Here is a 19,770-nt window from a genome sequence, read left to right as displayed (position 1 = left end):
GGAGTAACGAGCGATGATTTCCCTCGACAAGGCCGAACAGCGCGCCCGCATCCGTGTTGCCGATGCGATGAGCATCGCCCAGCTGATCGCGTCGGATCGATCGGTGCTGGCCCGCGAAGATGTGGAGGACCAGGTCGAGCAGGGGCCGTTGATCCTCGACGGATTGCGCCGCCGCCCGCGCTATTTCGACGGCAAGTTCCTGACCGGCGCCGATCTGACCCGCGATCAGGACTATGTCCGGCAAAGGCAGGCCGATATGGCGCGGGCTGGGGGTGCGGGGGTGATCTCTGGCCTGCTGGTTGCCAACCGCACGCTGCGCCAGGGGCAGACGCTGTCGATCACCGCGGGGGTCGGGCTGACCCCGTCGGGCGATGTGGTGATGCTTTCCACCCGGCGCGATGTGCCGCTGCTCGATCTGCCCACCACCCGCCAGCTCGATGCCGCATTGGGACTTGCCGAGGAGCCACGGGTGCCGCTGGGGCGGCGCACCGGATTGTTTATTCTGGCGCTGCGCCCGGTGGAATTCACCGCCAATCCGATCGCCGCCTATCCGCGCTCGATCACTGGGCGGCGGACGGTGGAAGATGGCGACATCATCGAAGCCTCGGCGATCACGCTGATCCCCTATCCCGACATGGGCGGGGCCGCCAATGTGAGCGAGGCCCGCCGCAAGGTGGCCCGTGCGATCTTTTCAGGGCAGGGCGCGGCGATGCCGCAGGATGCCCTGCCGCTGGCCATGCTGGGGCTTGATCGCGGCACGGTGCGCTGGATCGATACGGCCATGGTGCGGCGCGAAACCGGCGCCGAAAGCGGGGTCCACGCGATGTTTGGCAACCGCCCACGTGCGATCAGCGAGGCCTTCGTGCTGCAGCACCGGGCGCATCTGTGGGACGTGTTGCAGGACATGGCGGCGCGGCCGATTGCGCCGGTGTTCCCGGCCGCCTCAGCCTTTTCGTTGCTGCCGCCGGTTGGGCTGATGCCGGTAGCCGCACTGCGCGGAGACGATTTTGGCTTCAACCAGATCTACTTCCCGCCCGGCGTCGATGCCGATCTGGGCTTTGTTCCCGCAGACGAAATTCCGGCGCTGGTCGAAGAAGCGCTGGCGCTGCCGCCGATCGATCTCGATGCGCCGCCGCGCGATCTCGATGCGCTGGGGGTCAGCGTGCTGATCCCGGTGGACCGGGCCCGTTACCAGCGTTTCACCGCAACGCTGGGCAGCGCCAACCTGGCGATCGCCACCAATGCTGCGGCCGCCGTCAGCGGCGCCAGCAGCGCGTTCGATCTGGTCTCCGATCTGGTCGCCAAGCGCAAGGCGGCCGAGGCCGCTGCGACCCGTGCGTCGGTCAGTGCCAATGCTCAGGCCGAAGCCGCGCGGATCCAGGCGTGGCACGCCTGCCTGTCCGAAGCGGTTGCCGCCTTGCCGCAAGGGCCGGGCGGGACACCGCTGGTCTGGTACACCCGCCGCCGTTCGATCGCGCAGCAACCGCGCGTGATCGGCACCGGCATCGAAGTGAGCGGCGATGATGTGTCGATCAATGCCATGGTCAATGCCAATCTCGACCGGCTGAAACTGGCGCGGCGGCTTGCCGCGATCAATGGGCAGGCCACCCCGCAGGCGACGGTGCGGCTGATGGCGCTGCTGGCCCGCCCGGCGGTCGCCAATTCGGACATACTGACCGCCTCGGTGATTTCCGACATGGAAAAGGTGGTCAAGCAGGATTTGCCGACGGTCATGATGGCACCGCTTCCGATCGTGCTGCCACCGCCGCCCGCGCCGGAACCGGCCAGCGCCGCTCCGGCTGCTGCACCCGAGCCGGTGATCGCTCCGCCGCCGCAACCCGCCCCGCCGGTGACAACGATCCCGCCAATCTCGGCGATCCCGATTTCGGCAATTGCTTCGCCGGCGGTGTTTGCCGCGATCCAGCCACGGGTGTTCAATCCGACAGTACTGGGCGGAATTCGGACCTTGCGCGCGGATGCGGTGACCCGGGAGCGCAGGCCCTTTGGCGGCGCCTTCATTCCGGGTATGTTTACGCCGGCGCCGCCGGCCCCGCCCGTTGCCGCGCCGGCCCCAAGCCCGGCGCCAAGTGCGCAGCCGGCTCCGGCGCCTGCGCCGGTCGAGCCCGAAGCGAGCCCGCCGCCACCGCCGCTGGATGTGCGTCCCGGCCTGCTTCGCCTGGCGGTGGCCAGCGCGGCAGGCCTGACCACGGCGACGCGCGACGATACCAAGCTGATGCTTGGCGATAGTGAGGTGATGGACATCGCGCAGGACTATGCCGCGCCAAACCTTGGCGAGGGATTGGCGCGCGTTACCCAGCTGCTGGGGACCGACTGGATTTCGGACAGGAACGCGCTGTGGCTGGGCGAAAGCGGCAAGGCGCTCGCGCTCGATGCTGCACTGCGCGTGGTCGACGAGGAAAAGCTGCCCGATTTTGCGGTGCTGCTGAAAGATGCGGTCTCGGCACAAAAAGCCAGGGCGCTCGACGAACTGCTCGGCAAACTTGGCTGAGCGAGAGGAATAAACAGGCCATGGATGTCACCCAACCGATCGCGCGCAGCTTTGCCGATGAGCATGTCATCGGAACCGATCCGCCAATGCGCCCCGAACTGTCGGCGCATTGGCGGCGGCGGATCAACGCCTTTGCCGGGCGGGCGATTTCAGACAAGGCGCTGACCGCCGAACAGGATCTGCGTTCGGGGATGCAGCGGCTGTACGGCCTGGCCTTGCAGAGCGGGATTGCCGATGGACTGGTGGTGCGCGCCGAAAGTGGCACGAACGGTCAGCCTGCAGAACGCGCGTTCATCACCATTTCGCCCGGGGCGGGGATCGCCCGCAGCGGCGAGGACATTTCAATCGGCCGCACCGTGCGTCTGCCGCTTGGCGATGTGCAGGTGGTGATGCGGGTCGATCATGCCGCGGCGCTGAGCGATGACGCTGTGACGTTGCTGTCCGATGCGGCGCCGGGCGGCGAGGGTGAAACGGCCTCAGGCCTGGCTGATCGCCTCCGCCCCGAACGCCCGCGCGGGCTGTCTGATCCGCTCAAAGTCATTGCCGCCAACCCCGAGAGCGCGGCGCTGCCGCATATCGCAGTGCTGGTGGCACAGCCGATCGTGGCCGAAATTCAGGGCCGCCCCGGCGATAGCTGTCCGCCCGATCCGCGCGATGATCCCTATGTCGATCTGCAGCGCATCGATGGCGCGCGGCTGTTGCTTTACCTGTGGCCGGCAGAGATGCTCTCGCTTGATGGCGGGGCCGATTATGCCTTGCCCGCGCCGGGCCCGGCGCGGCGCAACCGGCTGGCCTATTCGATCTTCGAAACCGAGCGGCTCCACGCGCCCGACGAGGCGCATCCGTGGGAAGCCTGGGGCGTGCCGCTGGCGCTGATCGGGTTTACGCCTGACTGGCAGCTTGAATGGATCGATCGCCATGCCGTGGCGCGCATCGGCGGCACCCCGCGCGAACGATCAAGCTGCGCGCCCGAAGCCGGTGACGCCCGGTTATGGCAGGCACGGATTGACCAGTTCACCGCGCAGCTGGCCGAATTGCCCAGCTATGACGCCCAGACCCTGCGCCAGACCTTTGCACAACTGCCCCCGGTCGGTGTGTTGCCTCCCGGCCTGTTCGATACTGCCACCCGCCGCCAGTTCTTCTTTCCCACCGGGTACAAGGTTGATGCCGTGCCGGTGGCGACCAGCAACCTCAATCTTGTTGTTGCCGAATGCGCCAGCCTTGCCCCGCTTGATGCCGGGCAGGGCGATGCGGTGCAATTGCTCGTGCCCGTGCCCGATGCGGTCTATGAACCCGGTCTGCTGCGCGTTGCGCGCGAAGACCGGCGGATCGGCGAGGCGATCAGGACGATGCGCGAGGATCGCACCCGCTGGCTGGTGCGCCGGCAGATGGCGCGGCGGCGCTATGACCGGCTGCTGGAAACGGTATCGGGCGCGGTGATGGGCTGGCCATCATCCGATCTGCCGCATGAAGAGAATACCCCCGCGCCCTATGTGCAGACCCCGGTCGAAGTCACCCGGACGCGCCGGGTTGCCGCAGGAAGCGCGGTCAGCAGGCACCTGATGGCGGGCGCTGATGCGACGCTTACGGTGTCCGCCAGCGACACGATCTGGTTCTGGGTGCGGATTATCGACGATACCGGGCTGACCGGCCTGTCGCTGCGGCTTGACCGGACCTGGGGCGATGGTCCGATTAACCGCAAGGGCGTCTTCTGGGGCAGCGCGGACGGGCTGCCGGTGGCGGAAGGCCCGGGCCGGCTTGGCGAGCGCAAGATTGGCGAATTGCCCTCATCGGGAGGCTGGGTGCGGCTCGAAGTTCCGGCCAGCGCGGTGTGGGATGAGAACGGCGGAACGCTCGATGGCTTCGCGATCGACTATGCCGAGTTTTCCCAGCACGGCGGCACGGTTGAATGGGCGGCGATGGGCAAGCTTGATGTCGGCGGCCTGGTCTATACCTACATCGCCGACGATGCGCCGGCCGGGGCCCGGCTGACCTCCGATGCGATTGGCGGCGAGGGCTGGCCCTGGCAAGCGGTCGCAGGCAGGGACGAAATGACCGTCCCCGATTTCGGCACGGTGCTTGTCAAGGACGTACGCCATGCGGCCGCGCTCGACGGGTTCCGTGATCGCTGGAAGCAGGATTTCCTCCGCCAGGATCTTGAAACGATCGACGAGAGCGGGATTGTGACATTCCTTGCTTCGGTCGATGCCCGGCTCAAGGCGACCAACGATGCAATCGACCTCGGCTTTGTCCGCGCCCGGGCGGACATCTACCGGGTGCGGCAGATCATGCTGGGTGCCGATGCCGCCTCGCGCCTCGTAACGTCCCCGGCGATCGCCGATCTGGCGCTGCGCGATGAAGGCGCACGAGCCACCAGCAAGGGAATCGCCGATTTCCTGACCGCGGCGATCACGCGCAAGCCGGGCGATGCGGTGATCCGGGTGGGTGAGGTGCCGGGAAGTCCGCCACCGCCACCACCGCCACCGCCGCCCGCCGGAACGATCAGTCCGTTTGTGATCGGACGGTTCCAGCCTTCGTTCATGACGCTCAATATCGCATCGGTGGTGCGGACCCCGCCACCGCCGCCGCCGCCCGCGCCGATGGCATTTGCCAGCTTTTTGCCGATCTCGACGTTCATGGTGCAGCCGGCATTTTCCGCACTTGCAGCACCAGCCGCCGCCGCCAGCCCCGCGCGCACGGCAACCGTCGCGCCGCTGTTCCAGGCGGCGCAGCTGGCACCGATGATCAGCCTTGATGCTGTTGCCCTGTCGCGCAGCCGCGACCGGTTCCGCAGTTTCGACATCCAGATGCAGACCCCGATTGCCGGGCTGATCGAACGCACCGCCAGCGTGGCCGAACGGCTCAAACCGCAGCCGGCCGTCCAGGCGCTGCAGTTCGCTCTGGCCAGCAAGGCTGCGGTGATCGGCACGCTGGCCGGCCTTGCCGGTCAGGGCAGCGCGCGGCCAGGCGGGATTGCCCTGGGTGATGTCCAGATGGCCGGATTCCACAACAAGAACACCGGCGAAGTGCCGACCTTGAGCACGCTGCTGGGCGATCCCAATCGCACCTTGTTCGTCGACAGTGATGTTCTGCCCGATTCCGACAAGACCAAGCACGAGGCCGACTATTTCACGGCGGCGGTGCAGGCGATCGACAATACCATTGCGATCATGCGCCTGGTCGAAGGGCGCGTGGCGCTGTTCGAGGAGCTGGCCGCATCGCTGCGCGACTTGACCGAGACGCTGCGGGCCGCTGCCAATGAAGCGGCTGCCTATATGCGGTCGGTCGATGTCGAAGTGGCCGAAGCGCGTCACGATCTGGCCACGGCCGAACGACTGCGCGAAGAAGATCGCGCGCTGGCCGAGGCCACCAACGCACGCCGCGCCGCAATTATCGAGACCCACGTCAACGCAATCGTTTGGCGCCGCGTGCGCGCGGTCGATGTGCGCGATGAAGTGCCGATGATCGAGGCGGCCTCGGGGCTGGCTCCATCGGCGATCGCGGTGTGCCGGCGCGAGCACGAGGAAGCGCCCGACGAGATCCACGATTACGTGCAGTTGCTGCGCGAGGTTCCGGTTTCATGGTTCCCGGCAATCGCGGCGATGGTCGGGCGGATCGAGCGGCTGGAATCGGCGCAAGCGGCGCTGCGCACCGCGATCGAGCGCGCGATTACGCCGCGCATGCTGGCTGCCCCCTACGCGGTTTCGGCGCAAAGCCGCTATCTGGCAGGGGTGCAGAACGCGCTGGTAGCCGGGCGCAAGGTGGTCGAAACACGCCGCCTGGCGGTCGCGCAGTTCGACATGCTGCGGATCGCCGCGCTATCGCTAGCCGAAACGCAGGCGCATCTTACCCAGGCCTCGACCATTGGTGATCTGGTCACCGGGACGCACCGCCAGCCCGCGCTGACCAAGGCCGCGCTGGACGAGATCGACGCGATCACCGCGATTGCCGGTTGTCTGCACGAGAGCTTCGGCGAAGTGAGCCCGGTGGTGCGCCTGGGCTGGGCGGAAATCCTTTCCGCGTTCGATCAGCCCGCGCCGCTCCAGAACCTTGCCGGATTGCCGGGCTGGGGGGAAGTGCCGGTTGAACAACGGCGCGATCTGCAGGGCTTTGTCGATTGGCTGTTCGCGCGGATCGATCGCGGCAATCAGGGGGCACACGATGCGATCAACGAACTGGTGCGGGTCTGCCTGCTGATGGCGGCGCATGCCCCGGTCGACAAGATCATCCCCGCGCATCTGGTTGCGCCGGTCCCGGCCAAGATCGGCACACGCCTGCTGCTCGCGCTCGATGTCACCCGGGTGCGCAAGGGCATGACCACGCTGATCCGCAACGAGCGCGATCAGATCGTCAGCCACGCCATTGTCGAGGAAATCTCGGCCGGGCGGGTCCAGGCCTCGATCACCAAGATCCTTGCACCGATCACCACGGTTACCTCGGCGATGCGGTTCCAGATGGTGGCCGGAATGGTGCGCTGAGATGGTGCTGGTGGAAGTCTCGCGGCTTGCCCTGGCGGGTCCTGCTGATCACAGCGGCGGCGCGCGCATCCGGCTCGAAGATGCGCTGCACACCGAGATCCCGGATGATCAGCGGCTCGTTCTGGTGCGGCGCATGCACCTTGCCGCTGGCGCCAGTTCGCCGCGTCCCGGTCAGCGGCAGGTCGCCTTGCGCAGCGCCTGGCAGGCCGCGACCGATGGCGCGCGCCACGGCACCGAAGATGGGGCCGGCGGTGCCAACTGCGTGTGGTTTTCCAGCGAAGCAGAGGCCGAAGCGGTCTTGCTGGACCTGCTGCTGCGTGGCTGCGCTCCGGTCGGCTGGTTCTGGAAACTTGCCGCACCGGGCTGGCGCACGCGGCCCGTCGAAGTGTGGTTGGCCGAGTTGGTGCTGGCAGCGCTCGCGCCCGGCAGCGAAGCGCGGCTTGCTCTGCTGATCGAACGCTGCACCTTGGCCGGGGCGGCCGATCACCTCGTTGCAGCGCTGCATGCCGCTGCGCCGCAGGCCGCGCTGGCGGCCAAGCCGGTGAAGGACGCAGGCTGGCCTGCCGCCGAGGCTGGTCTGCCGCAGCTGGCCGATCTGGCACAAACCGTTGCGTCCCGCGCGGTTGGACAGCTGGCCGGAGCGGTTGTTGCGGCTTTGAAAGCGATGCAGTCGCAAGCGGCAGGAGCGGCGGCGGTGCGGACGGTCTTGCGCGCGCAGGTGCTGCGGGTGTCACCAGCGCTGGCCTTGCATCCGTTGCTGCTGGCCGAGATCATCGCGCGCGCCGATGGTGTGCTGGGCGATGGGGGCAGGTCGCTCCCGCGGCCATTGGCAGCACCGTCCCCGCCCGCCGCACCGCAAGCCCGGGCGGCCGGCGATGTGCCCGCACGTACCGTCCGGGCCGAACGGCAAATAACGGAGCCGCAGCCGAGTGAGCCAGTCCGCGCGCGCCGCGCCGCTGAACGGCCACAGGTGCCACCGCCGCCAGTGCAGGCTACAGCCGGTCCTATCCAAGCCGCGCCCGCCGACTTCCCGATCGTACGCCCGGTCCATTCGGCCCATGCGGGGTTATGGCTGGTGGTGGCGGCCTTGTCTGACCTTGGTATCCGCAGCTGGCTCAGAGATCACCCTGCGCTGTTGGGCGAACATCCCGGCGCGCTGCTGATCCGGGCGCTGGCCAAGCGATATGGTTGCCCCGGCGATGATCCGGCATTGTCCGGCCTGCCGCCGTATGATCCTGATCTCCCCTATCCCGAATGGACCACACTGTGGTGCCGCGCGCTTGATCGCTGGCTGCGGCGCACCGCGCGGCGGCGGATTCACGATCTGATGCAGCGGCCGGGCAAGGTGCTGTGGAGCGGTGAGCAGCTGTTGCTGACCTATCCGCTGGCCGCTGCCGATATTTGTCTGCGCCGCACTGCGCTTGATCGCGACCCGGGCTGGACCGACTGGCTCGGCCTGTCGATCCGCTATGTCTACAGCGACGAGCCGCGGCTATGAACCTCACGCCCGGCATTTCGCTTGGCGCGCAGACTCAAGCCGACCCGGTGCAGACCGCGTTGACCCGTTTGGCGCTGGTCAGCGAAAACGCCGGGCATAGCCGGTGGCGCGTGCCCGATGTGGCCTTCGATCAGCAGCGCTTCGCCCGGCTGCAAGCGGCTGTCAGCCTTGGCGAAGGTGAAGTGCTGGCGCTCGGTCTGGTCTATGCGGCGGAGAGCGATCCGGCGGTGGCGCGCCAGATTGCCATGGTTCAGGCCCCGCTGGCGCAGGGTCGGCCACTCGCTGGCTTGCTGGCAACGCTGTTTGCGGGCGAAGGCTTGAGCGTGCTGGGACTGGCGGCCGGGGCGGCATCGCACGCCGGCCTGCTTGCCTGGGGAGAGGAAGCCGCGCCGCTGCCCGAACGCTCACTGGGTTTGCCCGATTGGCTGGCCGCCACGCTGGCGGGTCTCGATTGCCTGCCCCCCGGCGCGCATCCGCTGGCCCAGCCAAAGGTCGTACTGCACAGCGCCGCCGCTGGCATCGGGTCCGAAATCGCGGCCGCCCTGACAGCGCAGGAGGTATCAGCGCCGCTGCTGGTTGTGCGCTGCGGCTGCCCGGCGGAAGGCGAAGCGATCCTGCGGCTTGCCGCGCGGCACTGTGGGCTGCAGCCCTGCGAAGTTGTGCAGGCGCAAGTCCCCGGACTTGCTGCCTGGCTGGCAATGGCGGGCCGCTTTGCAGTGATCCATCGCCGCGCCGCGCCCGGTGAGAGCATCGATCTTGGCGAATGGGACCGCATTCCGGCTCCGCTGGTGCTGATCACCGGGACCGAAGGACAGATCGTGGCCGCACGGCGGCGGCAGGAATGGCGCGTGGCCGTGCCAGATGAAGCCGAGCGCCAGCAGCTTTGGCAGGAATGGGGACTGGGCCAGCGCGATGCCGAAGCGGCGGCAGCGGGGCTGCGCCAGGGGGCTGGAAGGATCGCAGAACTGGGCCGTGCGATGCCGCCCGGCAACGCCAGTCTGGCAGCGCTGGGCACCGCAATGCAGGCAGGGGGAGGGCGGATTGATGGCTTGGCCCGTCGCAGCCAGGTTGCCGTCCGACGCGCTGATATCGTGCTGCCGACGGCCCTCGGTGCGGCGCTCGACCGGCTTCGCGACCGAATTCGGTTGCGTAATAGGCTGGGAGAGGGGTTGGGCCCGACAATCGCTGCGCGCTATCGCCCCGGTGTGCGGGCACTGTTCACGGGCGAATCCGGTACCGGCAAGACGCTGGCCGCGCACTGGCTGGCCAACGAGGCCGGCTTGCCATGTTACCGCGTCGATCTGGCAGCGATGACGAGCAAATGGATTGGCGAGACCGAGAAGAACCTCTCGCAATTGCTCGATGCGGCCGAGCAGGGCGATGTCGTGCTGTTCTTCGACGAAGCCGACGCGCTGTTCGGCGCGCGCACTGATGTTGGCGATGCCAATGATCGGCACGCCAACGCCCAGACCAATTTCCTGCTGCAGCGGATCGAGGAATTTGACGGTGTTGCGCTGATGGCGACCAACAGCCGGGACCGGTTCGATCCGGCGTTCGTGCGGCGGCTTGATGCCGTGCTGGACTTTCCGCTGCCCGATGCCGCCGCGCGGCGGCAGCTGTGGGCCTGCCATCTGGGCGATGGCCACGCTGTGCCGCACGCCGCGCTCGATCAGCTCGCTGCGGGGATTGATCTGGCGGGTGGGCATGTCCGGAATGTCGTGCTGGCGGCGGCTTCACGGGCGCTTGCCGATGGCCGCGCGATTGGCGAGGCCGACCTGCTTGCGGCAATTCGCGAGGAATATGCCAAGTTGGGGCGCAGCCCGCCGGCCGTGGCAGCAGACTGATGGTGGGGCCAAGCCGCCTGGCGTCCCGGCCAGCGCCCGAAGCTCCGCTGGCCTTGCGGCGGCGTCCATTGCCGGGCAGCCCGGCGCCGGCCATGTCGGCGACGCCGGCCTTTCTGACCCGGTATGACACGCCGCCCGCCGCTGCGGAAAGCAGCGGACCTATGCCGGACACTGTCGATGGGGCCGCGCTGGCCGCAGCGGGGCCAGCACCGATATGTTTGGTGCCGCCCGCAAGCACGCCCGCCGACATGCTGACGCCAACCGCGGAACCGCTTGTATTGGCAGGCGCGGTCGGCCCGCCGTCGGATGACCACGCGACCGCGTTCGATCAAGACCCCACCCCGCAAAGCGAACTCCCCCGGTCGCTGGAGGCGGAAGCCGGGCCGCCAGACGCTGCCCCTGGTGACACAGCGACGCAAGACCATGGTGAGGTGGCACCCGGCGCTACCGAGGCCGGTGACGCTCCCGAAGGCGGCACAGCTGAAGCGCCGGCAACTGCGGAGAGCGGTGCCGCTGTTGCAATCGAAAGCGCCGCGCCCGCGTCTGAAGGCGGGGCAATCGTAACGGCTGGAACGGGCAGCAGCGGCGGCAGTCAACGCATACCGCGCCGGGGCCACGAGGATGGCGAAGACAACGATCCTTTCGCGCCGCTGTCCGATCCGGAGCACGGCACCCCCAGCCTCACCGGCAGCACCGTCTTTGTCGATGTTGACATTCCCGTGTTCGATGCGCCGCGCACGCTGACCATCGATGTCAAAAAGGCCAAGGAGCCGCTCGAAGCCGAATGGGCCCGCTACCGTGAGCTCTATGCCGAGGCAGCTGCCGGCAGCTATGCACTTTACAGCCAGATCGTCGCCGGGCTGCACACGTTGCAGGCAGAAATTCCGGCAGAAGCTGATCGTGCCGCCAACCAGCGGCAGCGCAATCTCGATGAAGGAATGCGCGCGCTCGACGGCGGTCTGGCGAGCAATCGCTTGCGGCTGCGGGGATCGTTCCGCGATGATCTGGCGCGGTTGGATGCGGCGGCGCTGACCGCACGGCTGCGGATCAATCGCACGGCGGCCAACGGCGCTGGCCGGTTGCGGGCGCGGGCCGCCCGGGTCGAAGCCGACCTGGCTGGCAAACGCGCGGAAGCCCAGACAACCGCGGCGATGCCAGAGGCGAAAGTCCTTAAGCTGACAACCCAGCAAACCGCCACAATGGCGGCGCTCAATGCCCTGGTGACCAACGCTGAAACCGCCTTGACGCGGCCAGAGGCTGGTACCCATCCGATGCTCGCCGATGCACAGCTTGAAGCCATGGTCCGCGATATCCGGTTCCCGGTGAACGAGGCCAGGCTGACAATGAATGAAGCGGTGGGGGGCATGACCACGGCAATCCGGGCACAGATTGAACCAACCAGCCGTTCGATCTGCCTGGCCTTCTGTCCGTTCGAGACCATGAAGACCACCCTGACGACCGATGGTGTCGCAGCGGTCGGCCGCGCCCGGGCGCAAAGCCTGGAACAGCTGGCGAAGCAGCATCGGCGCTTGCGGCGTCAGCTCGCCAAGGCGCAGCACGAGGGCGAACGCAGCCTGATCCGGCAACACGCCGGCCAGCGCCAGCGCCTGCTTGGTGCGGCGGCGGACCGGCAGCGGATGGAGCCCGAACAGCAGCGCCAGCAGGGCAAGACCGCAGCAGCGATGATGGCCGCCGCTGCGGGCGCGCAAAACGTTGCGCTTGGTTCGATCTATGACCGCATTGTGCAGCGAGCGGATCGCGGCGAGGCCCCGCTGGCCCGGGCAGCAAGCGAATTTGCGCGCGGGCTGATCACTAACGGAGTGCCGCGCGGCCGCGCGCAACTGCGCGGGATCGAGCGCAAAGTTGGCACGGCAACCACCAATCTGCGCCGGGTCGGGCGGATGGCCGGCCAACGTTTCGATGATGGCGCTGCGGGGGCGGTTGAGGCCATCGCCGATGAAGCTACCCGCATTGATGAGGCCGCAGCCGAAACGGTGCGGCAGGGCGAAGGGTTGATGCTGGCGCTGCCCAAGCCGATCGCGAAGACGGTCGACAGTTTCGTCACCAGTACGGACACGAATTTTACCGCGGCCATGACCAGACTGACGACGCAGCTCGATCAGATCCGCCAGGGGCTGCTCGACAATTTCAGCGGGCACGTATCGACGCCTGGCGAAGAAGGCGCGCCGGCGGGCAATGCCCCGCCGTGCACGATTTGCGCGCCTGGCGCAGCACCCCCCGCCGTGACCGGCGAAGGCCCGGGCACCCGGCCCGAAGCGGTCGATACGTTTATCATTCGGATCAAGGAATATGTTCGGCAACCTGAAACCGAACCCAATGTGCATGATTTCTGCGACAGGGTCCCACGCCTGGTTGAAAATAACATCACGACCCGCAGCCGCGCCCTGCAGGACATCCTCTGCTATACCGACTCCGGCTATTACAAGGTGCTTGACCAGCTGCGCGGATTGACCCGGCGCAAGGGCCTTGCGCTGGAAGAGCATTTCAACGCGACCCGCCGCAATCTGCGCGCCGATCTCGACTGGTTTCTCAATGCCGGCAATCCAGCCACTGGCGTAACAACGCGGCTCGAATCGATCCGGGCCGCGCGCGATTACCTTAACGGCGATGTCGTCTCGGGCGCCCGCCACGAATTGAACGTCTGCGTCGAATGGTCGAACGACAGCGGCCAGATCGACAAGGTGATGGCGTCGCTGTCCGACGACGAGCGGCACCAGATGTTCGACCGGTTTCCAGCGGAATTGGCAGCCGTGCGCGGCGATCTCAGCGCGCTCGATAAAAGAGTGTTCGATGCCTACACCGCCAACGATTTCGGCACGGCCCGGGCGCTGCGCGGGCGCGCGGCGATCGATACCGGGCGCGAAGGCCGCGGCTATGCCGGAACCGACCGCGCCGGCGATGCTATTACCACCATGTACAACGAGGCACAGGCCGGCAGCCGGATGACCGGGATTCCGGAACTGGAAGGGGTTGAAGGGGATCGCACCCGCCGCGAACGGATTGCCCGCGATTGGGACCGGATCGAAACCAGTTTTGCGCAGGTTGTCGGCCCGGAATTCAGCACCTTGCCGGGCGGCGCGGCTGGTCCACCACAGCAGGGCGACGCCATCGTCAACTATGCCGCGCGCGGGATCAGTTACGAGATCGATGTTCCCAATGATGTGGGCGAGGGATCGCACCGCGAAACGGTTTTCGATCCGGTCAACGATGCGCAGCGCCGCCTGTTCACCGCGCTGGTGCGCAATCACGCCGGATCGCCTGAGGCGCGCGCCGCGCGGGCCGCGCTGGAACTGTCGCGGCCGGGCGGAGCCGATCCGGCCCGGGTGCACGAGGCGACCTATAACGAGGGCCTAAATTTCAATCTGGTGGTCGACGATGCGATTGGCGGGCGCGCAGCGGCAGAGCGGCGCCACGCCCAGGCGCTGGAAGACGAAGCGCGGATGTATTCGCTGCTCGACGAATATACCGGCAATGATGGCACCTGCCGCACCACCGATGCCAGCCGCCGCAGCCTGGCCGATCAGCTTGCCGCAACGCTGAGCCGCGATCCGGACCGTGCGGCCTATGTCCGTTCGCTGGTCATGGCTGACCCGTCCAACGTTGCGCGCGAACCGGAATTCATCAACCAGACGATGCACCAGCTTGAGTTTGCAGTGAACGGGTCGGGCACCGATGTCCCGGCGATGCGGCGCGCGCTGGCCTCGCTGACCGGCGAGCAATACCAGATGCTCAAACGGCGGTGGCGCGACGAACACCACGAGGATCTGGATGTGCGCATCGGGATGCCGGGTTCGGGGACCTGGGTGGAACGGACATTCGTCAGCGAGACTTCGGGCGAAACCGCGCAGGAAATGCAGCGGCTGCGGCTTGGCATCGTGCGCACCCCGCGCGAACAGGCGCGCCTGGCCGCCTTGACGATGTACCAGCAGGTCGACGAGAACCGGCAAAGTCTGCTCGGCCCGACCGTCGCCGGCGACGAATTTGCCCGCCTGAGCAGCGATTACCGCAATCTTCTGGGCCTGATGGGCACCGCCGATCTGCGCATTAACGGGGACGGCGATCTCGAATTCCTCGATGCCGACGGCGACCCCGCGGAACTTGGCCACTTCACCGCGACCGGCGCATTTGTCCCGCACGATAACCAGACCGCCGAGGATCTGGCCTTCGCGATCACGTTGGGGAACCAGTCGGTCGAAGCCTATATCGCGGCGACCGACCGGATCGCCAACATGATCGCCACTGCGCTGGTCGTCGCGGCGGCGATCATCTCCACCGCGCTTACCGGCGGAGCCGCCGCTTCAATCTGGATCCCGGTGCTGGTCACGGCCGGCGCGGGCCTGCTCTCTATGGGCGTCAAATATGCCATCAAGGGTGACCGCTATGGCAGCGAGGAGATGCTGTTCGATCTTGCCTCGACCATCATCCAGGCCGCCACCGCCGGGATTGGCGCAGCATTGGGCGCGGCGCTGCGCGGCGGGAGCGGGGCGGTTGGGGCTCTGGCGAAGAGCTTGCGCCTGAGCGAACAGGCGCTGGCCACCGCCGCCAATGGCGGGATCGCGGCGACCAAGACCTTGCCGGCCTTGACGCTGGGGCAGGAAATTCTGATCGGCGCGCTGACATCGGGCTTTGCCGGCGGCGCCAATGCCGCGATCGCTCCGGATTCGTGGCGCAGCAAGAACTATGCGGGCGATATCGTGGCCGGGGTGCTGCGCGGCGCGCTGGGCGGGGTGATCGGGGCCGGGGTGACCCGGGGCATGGGCAGGCTGACCGCGCCGCTTGGCGAAGTTGCCTCGCGCGGGATCGCTTCGGGCACCAGCGGCGCGGTTTCGCGCCTGGCCGAACTGTCGTTTGATGAGATTGTCCTGGGCCGTCATATCACCATGTCGGAAATGATGGACGAGGCATCGACCGCCTTCCTCCAGAATCTGGTTCAGGGGATGGGCGAGGGCATGGCCGATGTCGCAATCCGCAGCCGCTCCCGCTCGCGCCAGCAGGAACACCAATGGGCCGAGGATCACAACTATGAACGGGTGACAGCGCGCGAACAGCAGGATGTCATGCAGCGGCTGCGGCAAGCGGCGGTCGAGGAACTGGCCCGCCGCAACGTGCCGGCCAACGACAATGCCCCGCCCGCCGCGCACGTACCGGAATTTGCCTCGGGTGGGCCGGTCAAGCCGGGGTCGGTGGCCGATCCGCTGGCCAGTCCGGTGTTGCGGGTGGCCAACGATGATGCGCCGGGACAGACGCTGGGACGAGCGCGAGACGACGACGCCGATGCCGGCGGCATGCACCCACGCAGCGGAGACGATGCCGGTGAATTCCGCTCAAACCGGCATCCAGCGGACGGACCGAGCTGGAAAGAAGTGATGAGCCTTCCCGCCAGATCACTTGAAGAACATGCCGCTGAAGGCAATCGCCTGGTCCAGCGCCACCGGGTCGAGGCGACGGCCGATCTGACCGCAGCGCGACTGAATGACGTGTCGTCCTTGCCCGAAGGCAGCATAATTCGCGCCACCGATCCGCACAGCTTTGATGCGGCTTTGGCCAATTACCGGGCGCTGCTGGCTTTTGATCCAACCCGCGAGTTGTTGTTGGCCTATCATCCCGGGTCACGGGTATATGCCGTGATCCAGGGCAACACCGGCCGGGTCGGCAAGCCCACAACGGAAGGCTGGATCGGCCAGCGTCACGTCCATCCGCGTGGTTTCCTGCAGTCCATAAGGGCGCACATCCTGCACAATCTGCCCAGCGGCCTTGAGGGCGATTTCGGGCAGTTGTTCAACGAGGTGCGGTTCCTTCGCGACCTCCGCAAGGACGGCAATGTTGTGGCGCAGGAATCGCAGATCGACGTGGTGCAGCCCGATGGATCGATCCAGGTCACCACCTTCAGCGCCGCCTGGCACCCGCCGCCGGGCGGCATGGAATTTGCGGTGCGCTTTTTCAATCCGCAATCCGGCGCACACGAAACGATCGGTCCGCACAGCGATTTCAGCCATTACCGTGACCGCGTGCTGGATCTGACCGGGCGCGATATCTTCAAGCCGCCGTCGGCTGCTGATGCCGATGCGTTCCAGACGCCATCGGGCGGTCCGGCGGGGCGGCGCGATACCGCGCACACACCCGAATCGCGCCGCGCTGCCGCCATGGCAACCGAAGCTGAGATGCGCGCGCGGATCGCCGCCGAGCCGATCGCGGCGCTGACTTCGGCTCTGGCAACGCCGACCGATCGTGATCTAGCGGTGCGCCGACTGGGATTGACCGGGGAGCCGGATTCACTCGCGCGATTGACCGCGCTGATCAACGAGCCGGGCCTTACACCGCAAGCACGCTCGGTGATTGCCGAAGCCACGCTGTCCGCAACGCGCGCCGATCTGATCCGCAGCGGCGGCCTTGCCCCGGGCGACGATGTGTTGCTGCTGTTTCGCGGGGTTACGGGCGAGCGGCGCGGGGATTACGAAGCGGGCGGAATCGAAATGGTGAGGCTGGGGCCAGGTAGAGACGAGGATGCCGGACGGGGGCTATATGGCAGCCAGGACTTGCAAAGCGCGATGCGCTATACCGGCGGCGATGCCGATGGCCGGGTGCTACCGCTGATCGTCCGGCGCAGCGAACTGGGCAACGTGATTGACGTGCGCAGCGGTACGCCGCTGGGTGATCGCTGGCTGGCCTATGTCCGTGCCACCGCCGGGGAAGGGCGCTTGATGCCCGGCTATCCGCACCTGAGCGGCGTCCTGCACCCCGGTATCGACCTGCCGATCGGGCTTGGCCGCGGCGGACGCGGCGCACGTTTCGAGGAGTTCCTGCGCACCGTTGCCGCCGATCCCACCTTGCCCGAAGCGATGCGGCGGGCTGCGGCCGATCCGCACATCACGCTGATGGATCTGGGCGGCGTCGCCAGCTGGGGCAATGATCGCGGAATGATGACCGACCAGTTCGCGATGCACCACCAACGCGTGGCCGACCTGTTCAACGATGCGCACGGTTTTCCCGTTCCTGGCCAGGGCGATGACGGCACGTTCCGGTCGATGACTTCCGATGCGGCAAACGACAATGACGCCGCCTCTGCCGGTCCGGCAAAAAACAATCCCTTGACCGAGAACCTGCGCCAGATGATCGGCGGGATGCTGGGCACAATTGTCAATTCGGGTGCCGATAGCGACGGCCATCTTGCCGCGCTTCTGCTCAGCGGATCGCGCACAGTCAGCGAATTCTTCATTGCCGCAGCGCATGCCGCCAGCAACGGACGGGCGCTGGTGATCGGCGATGAAGCGCTGATGCAGTTCACGCTGGAAATGCGCGCGCGCGGCATGCCCGCCGCTGCAGTGGAAGCCTTGCGGGCGCGGTTCAGGATCATTGCCGATCCTGAACACGCCGTGTTCCAGCGCATCATCGAAGCCGGGGCGCGGTCCGATTTCCACCTCGGTCTGCAGCCATTGCTGACCCAGGCCTTTCGCCGCCGTTTGCTGCTGGAAGCGGCGCGGCGCTTTGCCAGAACGCCGTCTACCGACGAGCGGATGCTGGTGGGGGACCGGCTTTCGGAAGATCCCGAAGCGGTGCTGCGGCTGATTGGCGCAACCGGCGATCCCCATGATCGCGCCGCACGCTATGCCGATGCCCGCGCGGCGCGGGGTGAGCGCTGGCAGGATGCGCAAAGCGATGGCTACGCCCTGATTGCCGCCATTGCAGGCGATGATTTCAGCAGCTTCATCACCCGCGCGCGCGATCACATGGCCCCGCTGGAGCGGGCCGCGCGCGGGTCAAGCGTGCTGGCCAGTCTGGTCCGCCGCCAACCCGAAGCGCTGCTGGCGCTGGCCCATGGCAGTTCGCGGCAATTGACCGAATACTTCGTCGAAATGCTTTACAGGCGGGCGGAACGGGGCCGTTTCGGGCTGGGCAACGCGGATGATCTGGCGCAGGATTTTGTTGCCTACGTCGCCAATCGGATGCGCTCTAACGAGTTGCCGATCGCCAGTGAACTCAGCATGGTTTTCGGTCTGCGCGAAGTAGGCATGACCCTGCTCAAATCCGATCCGGCGCAAGGCGGAAATGCCAACCGCGGCGGGCTCGATATCGTTGCCTTCGGGCGGCTCAACGGCAATGATCCGGCAAACGGCGGGGCGGTGCGGATTCTGATCACCGATGACAAGGCGGTCAATCGCGGCGATGCCTTGGGGATCAACGAACTGGAATCGGTCTCGGCTATGACCGGCCCGCGCTATGGTGAGAACCTTTACAACGTGGCTCAGGAAATCCGCGCCCAGACGCGCGCGCTTGAAGCGCTTCCGGGCACCGCACGACTGCCTGGCTATGCCGAATACGTGGCCGGGGCCTATGCCGCCGCGCGGCAACTGGCGCGGGCCGGACGGGCGATCGCGCGGCTACCGCTACCGCCCGATGCATCGACCCACGCCGCGCATGTCCGTTCGGATGTCTACACCTCGGCCGTGGCGACGATCCTGGCGCGCTATCACATTGCCCAGACCATCAGCAGCCGCCACGGCGATATCAATGAGCTGCCGCACTGGATGCGCAATCAGGGCATGCGGCTCGAAGATGAGTACCTGCGCTGGCTCAATGCCATGATCGCTTTCAGCAAGCGCGGCACGCCTTAATCATCAAGCAAGGCCCAGCTGTTCCGGCCGACAATCCCGTCGGCATAGAGCCCGTGAGCCTTCTGGAAGGCGATCACCGCTTTCTTTGTGCCCGGGCCAAAGTCTCCGTCGGCCACGACCTTGAGTGCGCGTTGCAGATCGGCCACGGCATCGCCCTTGTCGCCCTGGCGCAAGGTCGGGCGGGGGCCATCGACATGCGCGCCGCCGTGGAAGTGCAACTGGTATGCTGCGGCAAGCTTGGTGTCGTAGCGATTTTCGCGATAAGCCGGTCCGTTATAGCCGCGCGCGAAGGCCGCCCAGTTGCAGCGCACCAGTTCATCGTCGAGCCCGGACTTGCGGATGAAGCTGATGAAGGCATCAAGCTGCGCCGACGAGCCGGAGACCATCGCCGTGACGAAATCCTCGACATTACTGAACCCGCACATCTTGCAGTTGTCGCCCATGATCTGGAACGCACCCCATGAGGCCGAGCGCAGCGCGGCATCGCGGTCAAGCCTGATAGCCCCGGCCAGCCGGTCATACTGGGTCGACGATGGGCCATAGCCGCCCCACTTGGGGTGCGAAATATTGGGGTGCGCCGCGTTGTACTTGCCCTTGGTCAGGCGCGAGAAATAGTGGCGTTCGAACAGGATCTTGGGCCGGCCATCGGCAAAGAAACCGCCGCCGCTTTCCACCGCGATCACGGCGCGCACCGCAGCAACCTGGCAGCCGATCTTCTGGGCTGCGGCCTCGATATCGGCGTCGGTTAGCGGGGTCGCGGGTCCGGCAAATTCGAGTGGCATGACGTCTCTCCTTCTTGATGTTGTGG

General features: G+C 66.9%; 6 protein-coding genes. 5 read left to right on the top strand and 1 reads right to left on the bottom strand.

Annotation, left to right across the window (positions count from 1 at the left end; all coding sequences use genetic code 11):
- The first annotated feature begins 13 nt into the window (after positions 1–13).
- The 5 genes from RMN99_RS10165 to RMN99_RS10145 all read left to right on the top strand — a co-directional run bounded on the left by RMN99_RS10165 (position 14) and on the right by RMN99_RS10145 (position 18,962).
- A complete protein-coding gene (locus RMN99_RS10165; RefSeq protein WP_309623202.1) occupies positions 14–2,509 on the top strand; it encodes a hypothetical protein in 2,496 nt (831 codons plus the stop codon).
- Positions 2,510–2,529: 20 nt separating this feature from the next.
- Complete coding sequence (locus RMN99_RS10160) at positions 2,530–6,987, top strand: hypothetical protein (RefSeq protein WP_309623201.1); 4,458 nt, start codon at positions 2,530–2,532, stop codon at positions 6,985–6,987.
- A 1-nt stretch (position 6,988) separates the two neighbouring features.
- Entirely contained in the window at positions 6,989–8,485 is a 1,497-nt protein-coding gene (locus RMN99_RS10155; protein WP_309623200.1) for a hypothetical protein, read from the top strand.
- Positions 8,482–10,329, top strand: coding sequence for an ATP-binding protein (locus tag RMN99_RS10150; RefSeq protein ID WP_309623199.1), 1,848 nt, complete (start codon positions 8,482–8,484; stop codon positions 10,327–10,329). Before RMN99_RS10155 ends, RMN99_RS10150 begins: the two co-directional genes overlap by 4 nt.
- 92 nt (positions 10,330–10,421) lie before the next feature.
- Positions 10,422–18,962 (top strand): hypothetical protein, encoded by an 8,541-nt coding sequence (locus RMN99_RS10145; RefSeq protein ID WP_309623198.1) that lies wholly within the window; start codon positions 10,422–10,424, stop codon positions 18,960–18,962.
- On the opposite strand, the gene RMN99_RS10140 is transcribed toward RMN99_RS10145, so the two are convergent.
- A complete protein-coding gene (locus RMN99_RS10140) occupies positions 18,959–19,744 on the bottom strand; it encodes an N-acetylmuramidase domain-containing protein (RefSeq protein ID WP_309623197.1) in 786 nt (261 codons plus the stop codon). The genes RMN99_RS10145 and RMN99_RS10140 overlap by 4 nt on opposite strands.
- Positions 19,745–19,770: the final 26 nt, after the last annotated feature.

It is taken from the genome of Novosphingobium sp. (assembly GCF_031417815.1).
GTDB lineage: Bacteria > Pseudomonadota > Alphaproteobacteria > Sphingomonadales > Sphingomonadaceae > Novosphingobium.
The sequence above is the reverse complement of the archived record's forward strand: the minus strand, read 5'-3'. Positions and strand labels throughout refer to the sequence as shown.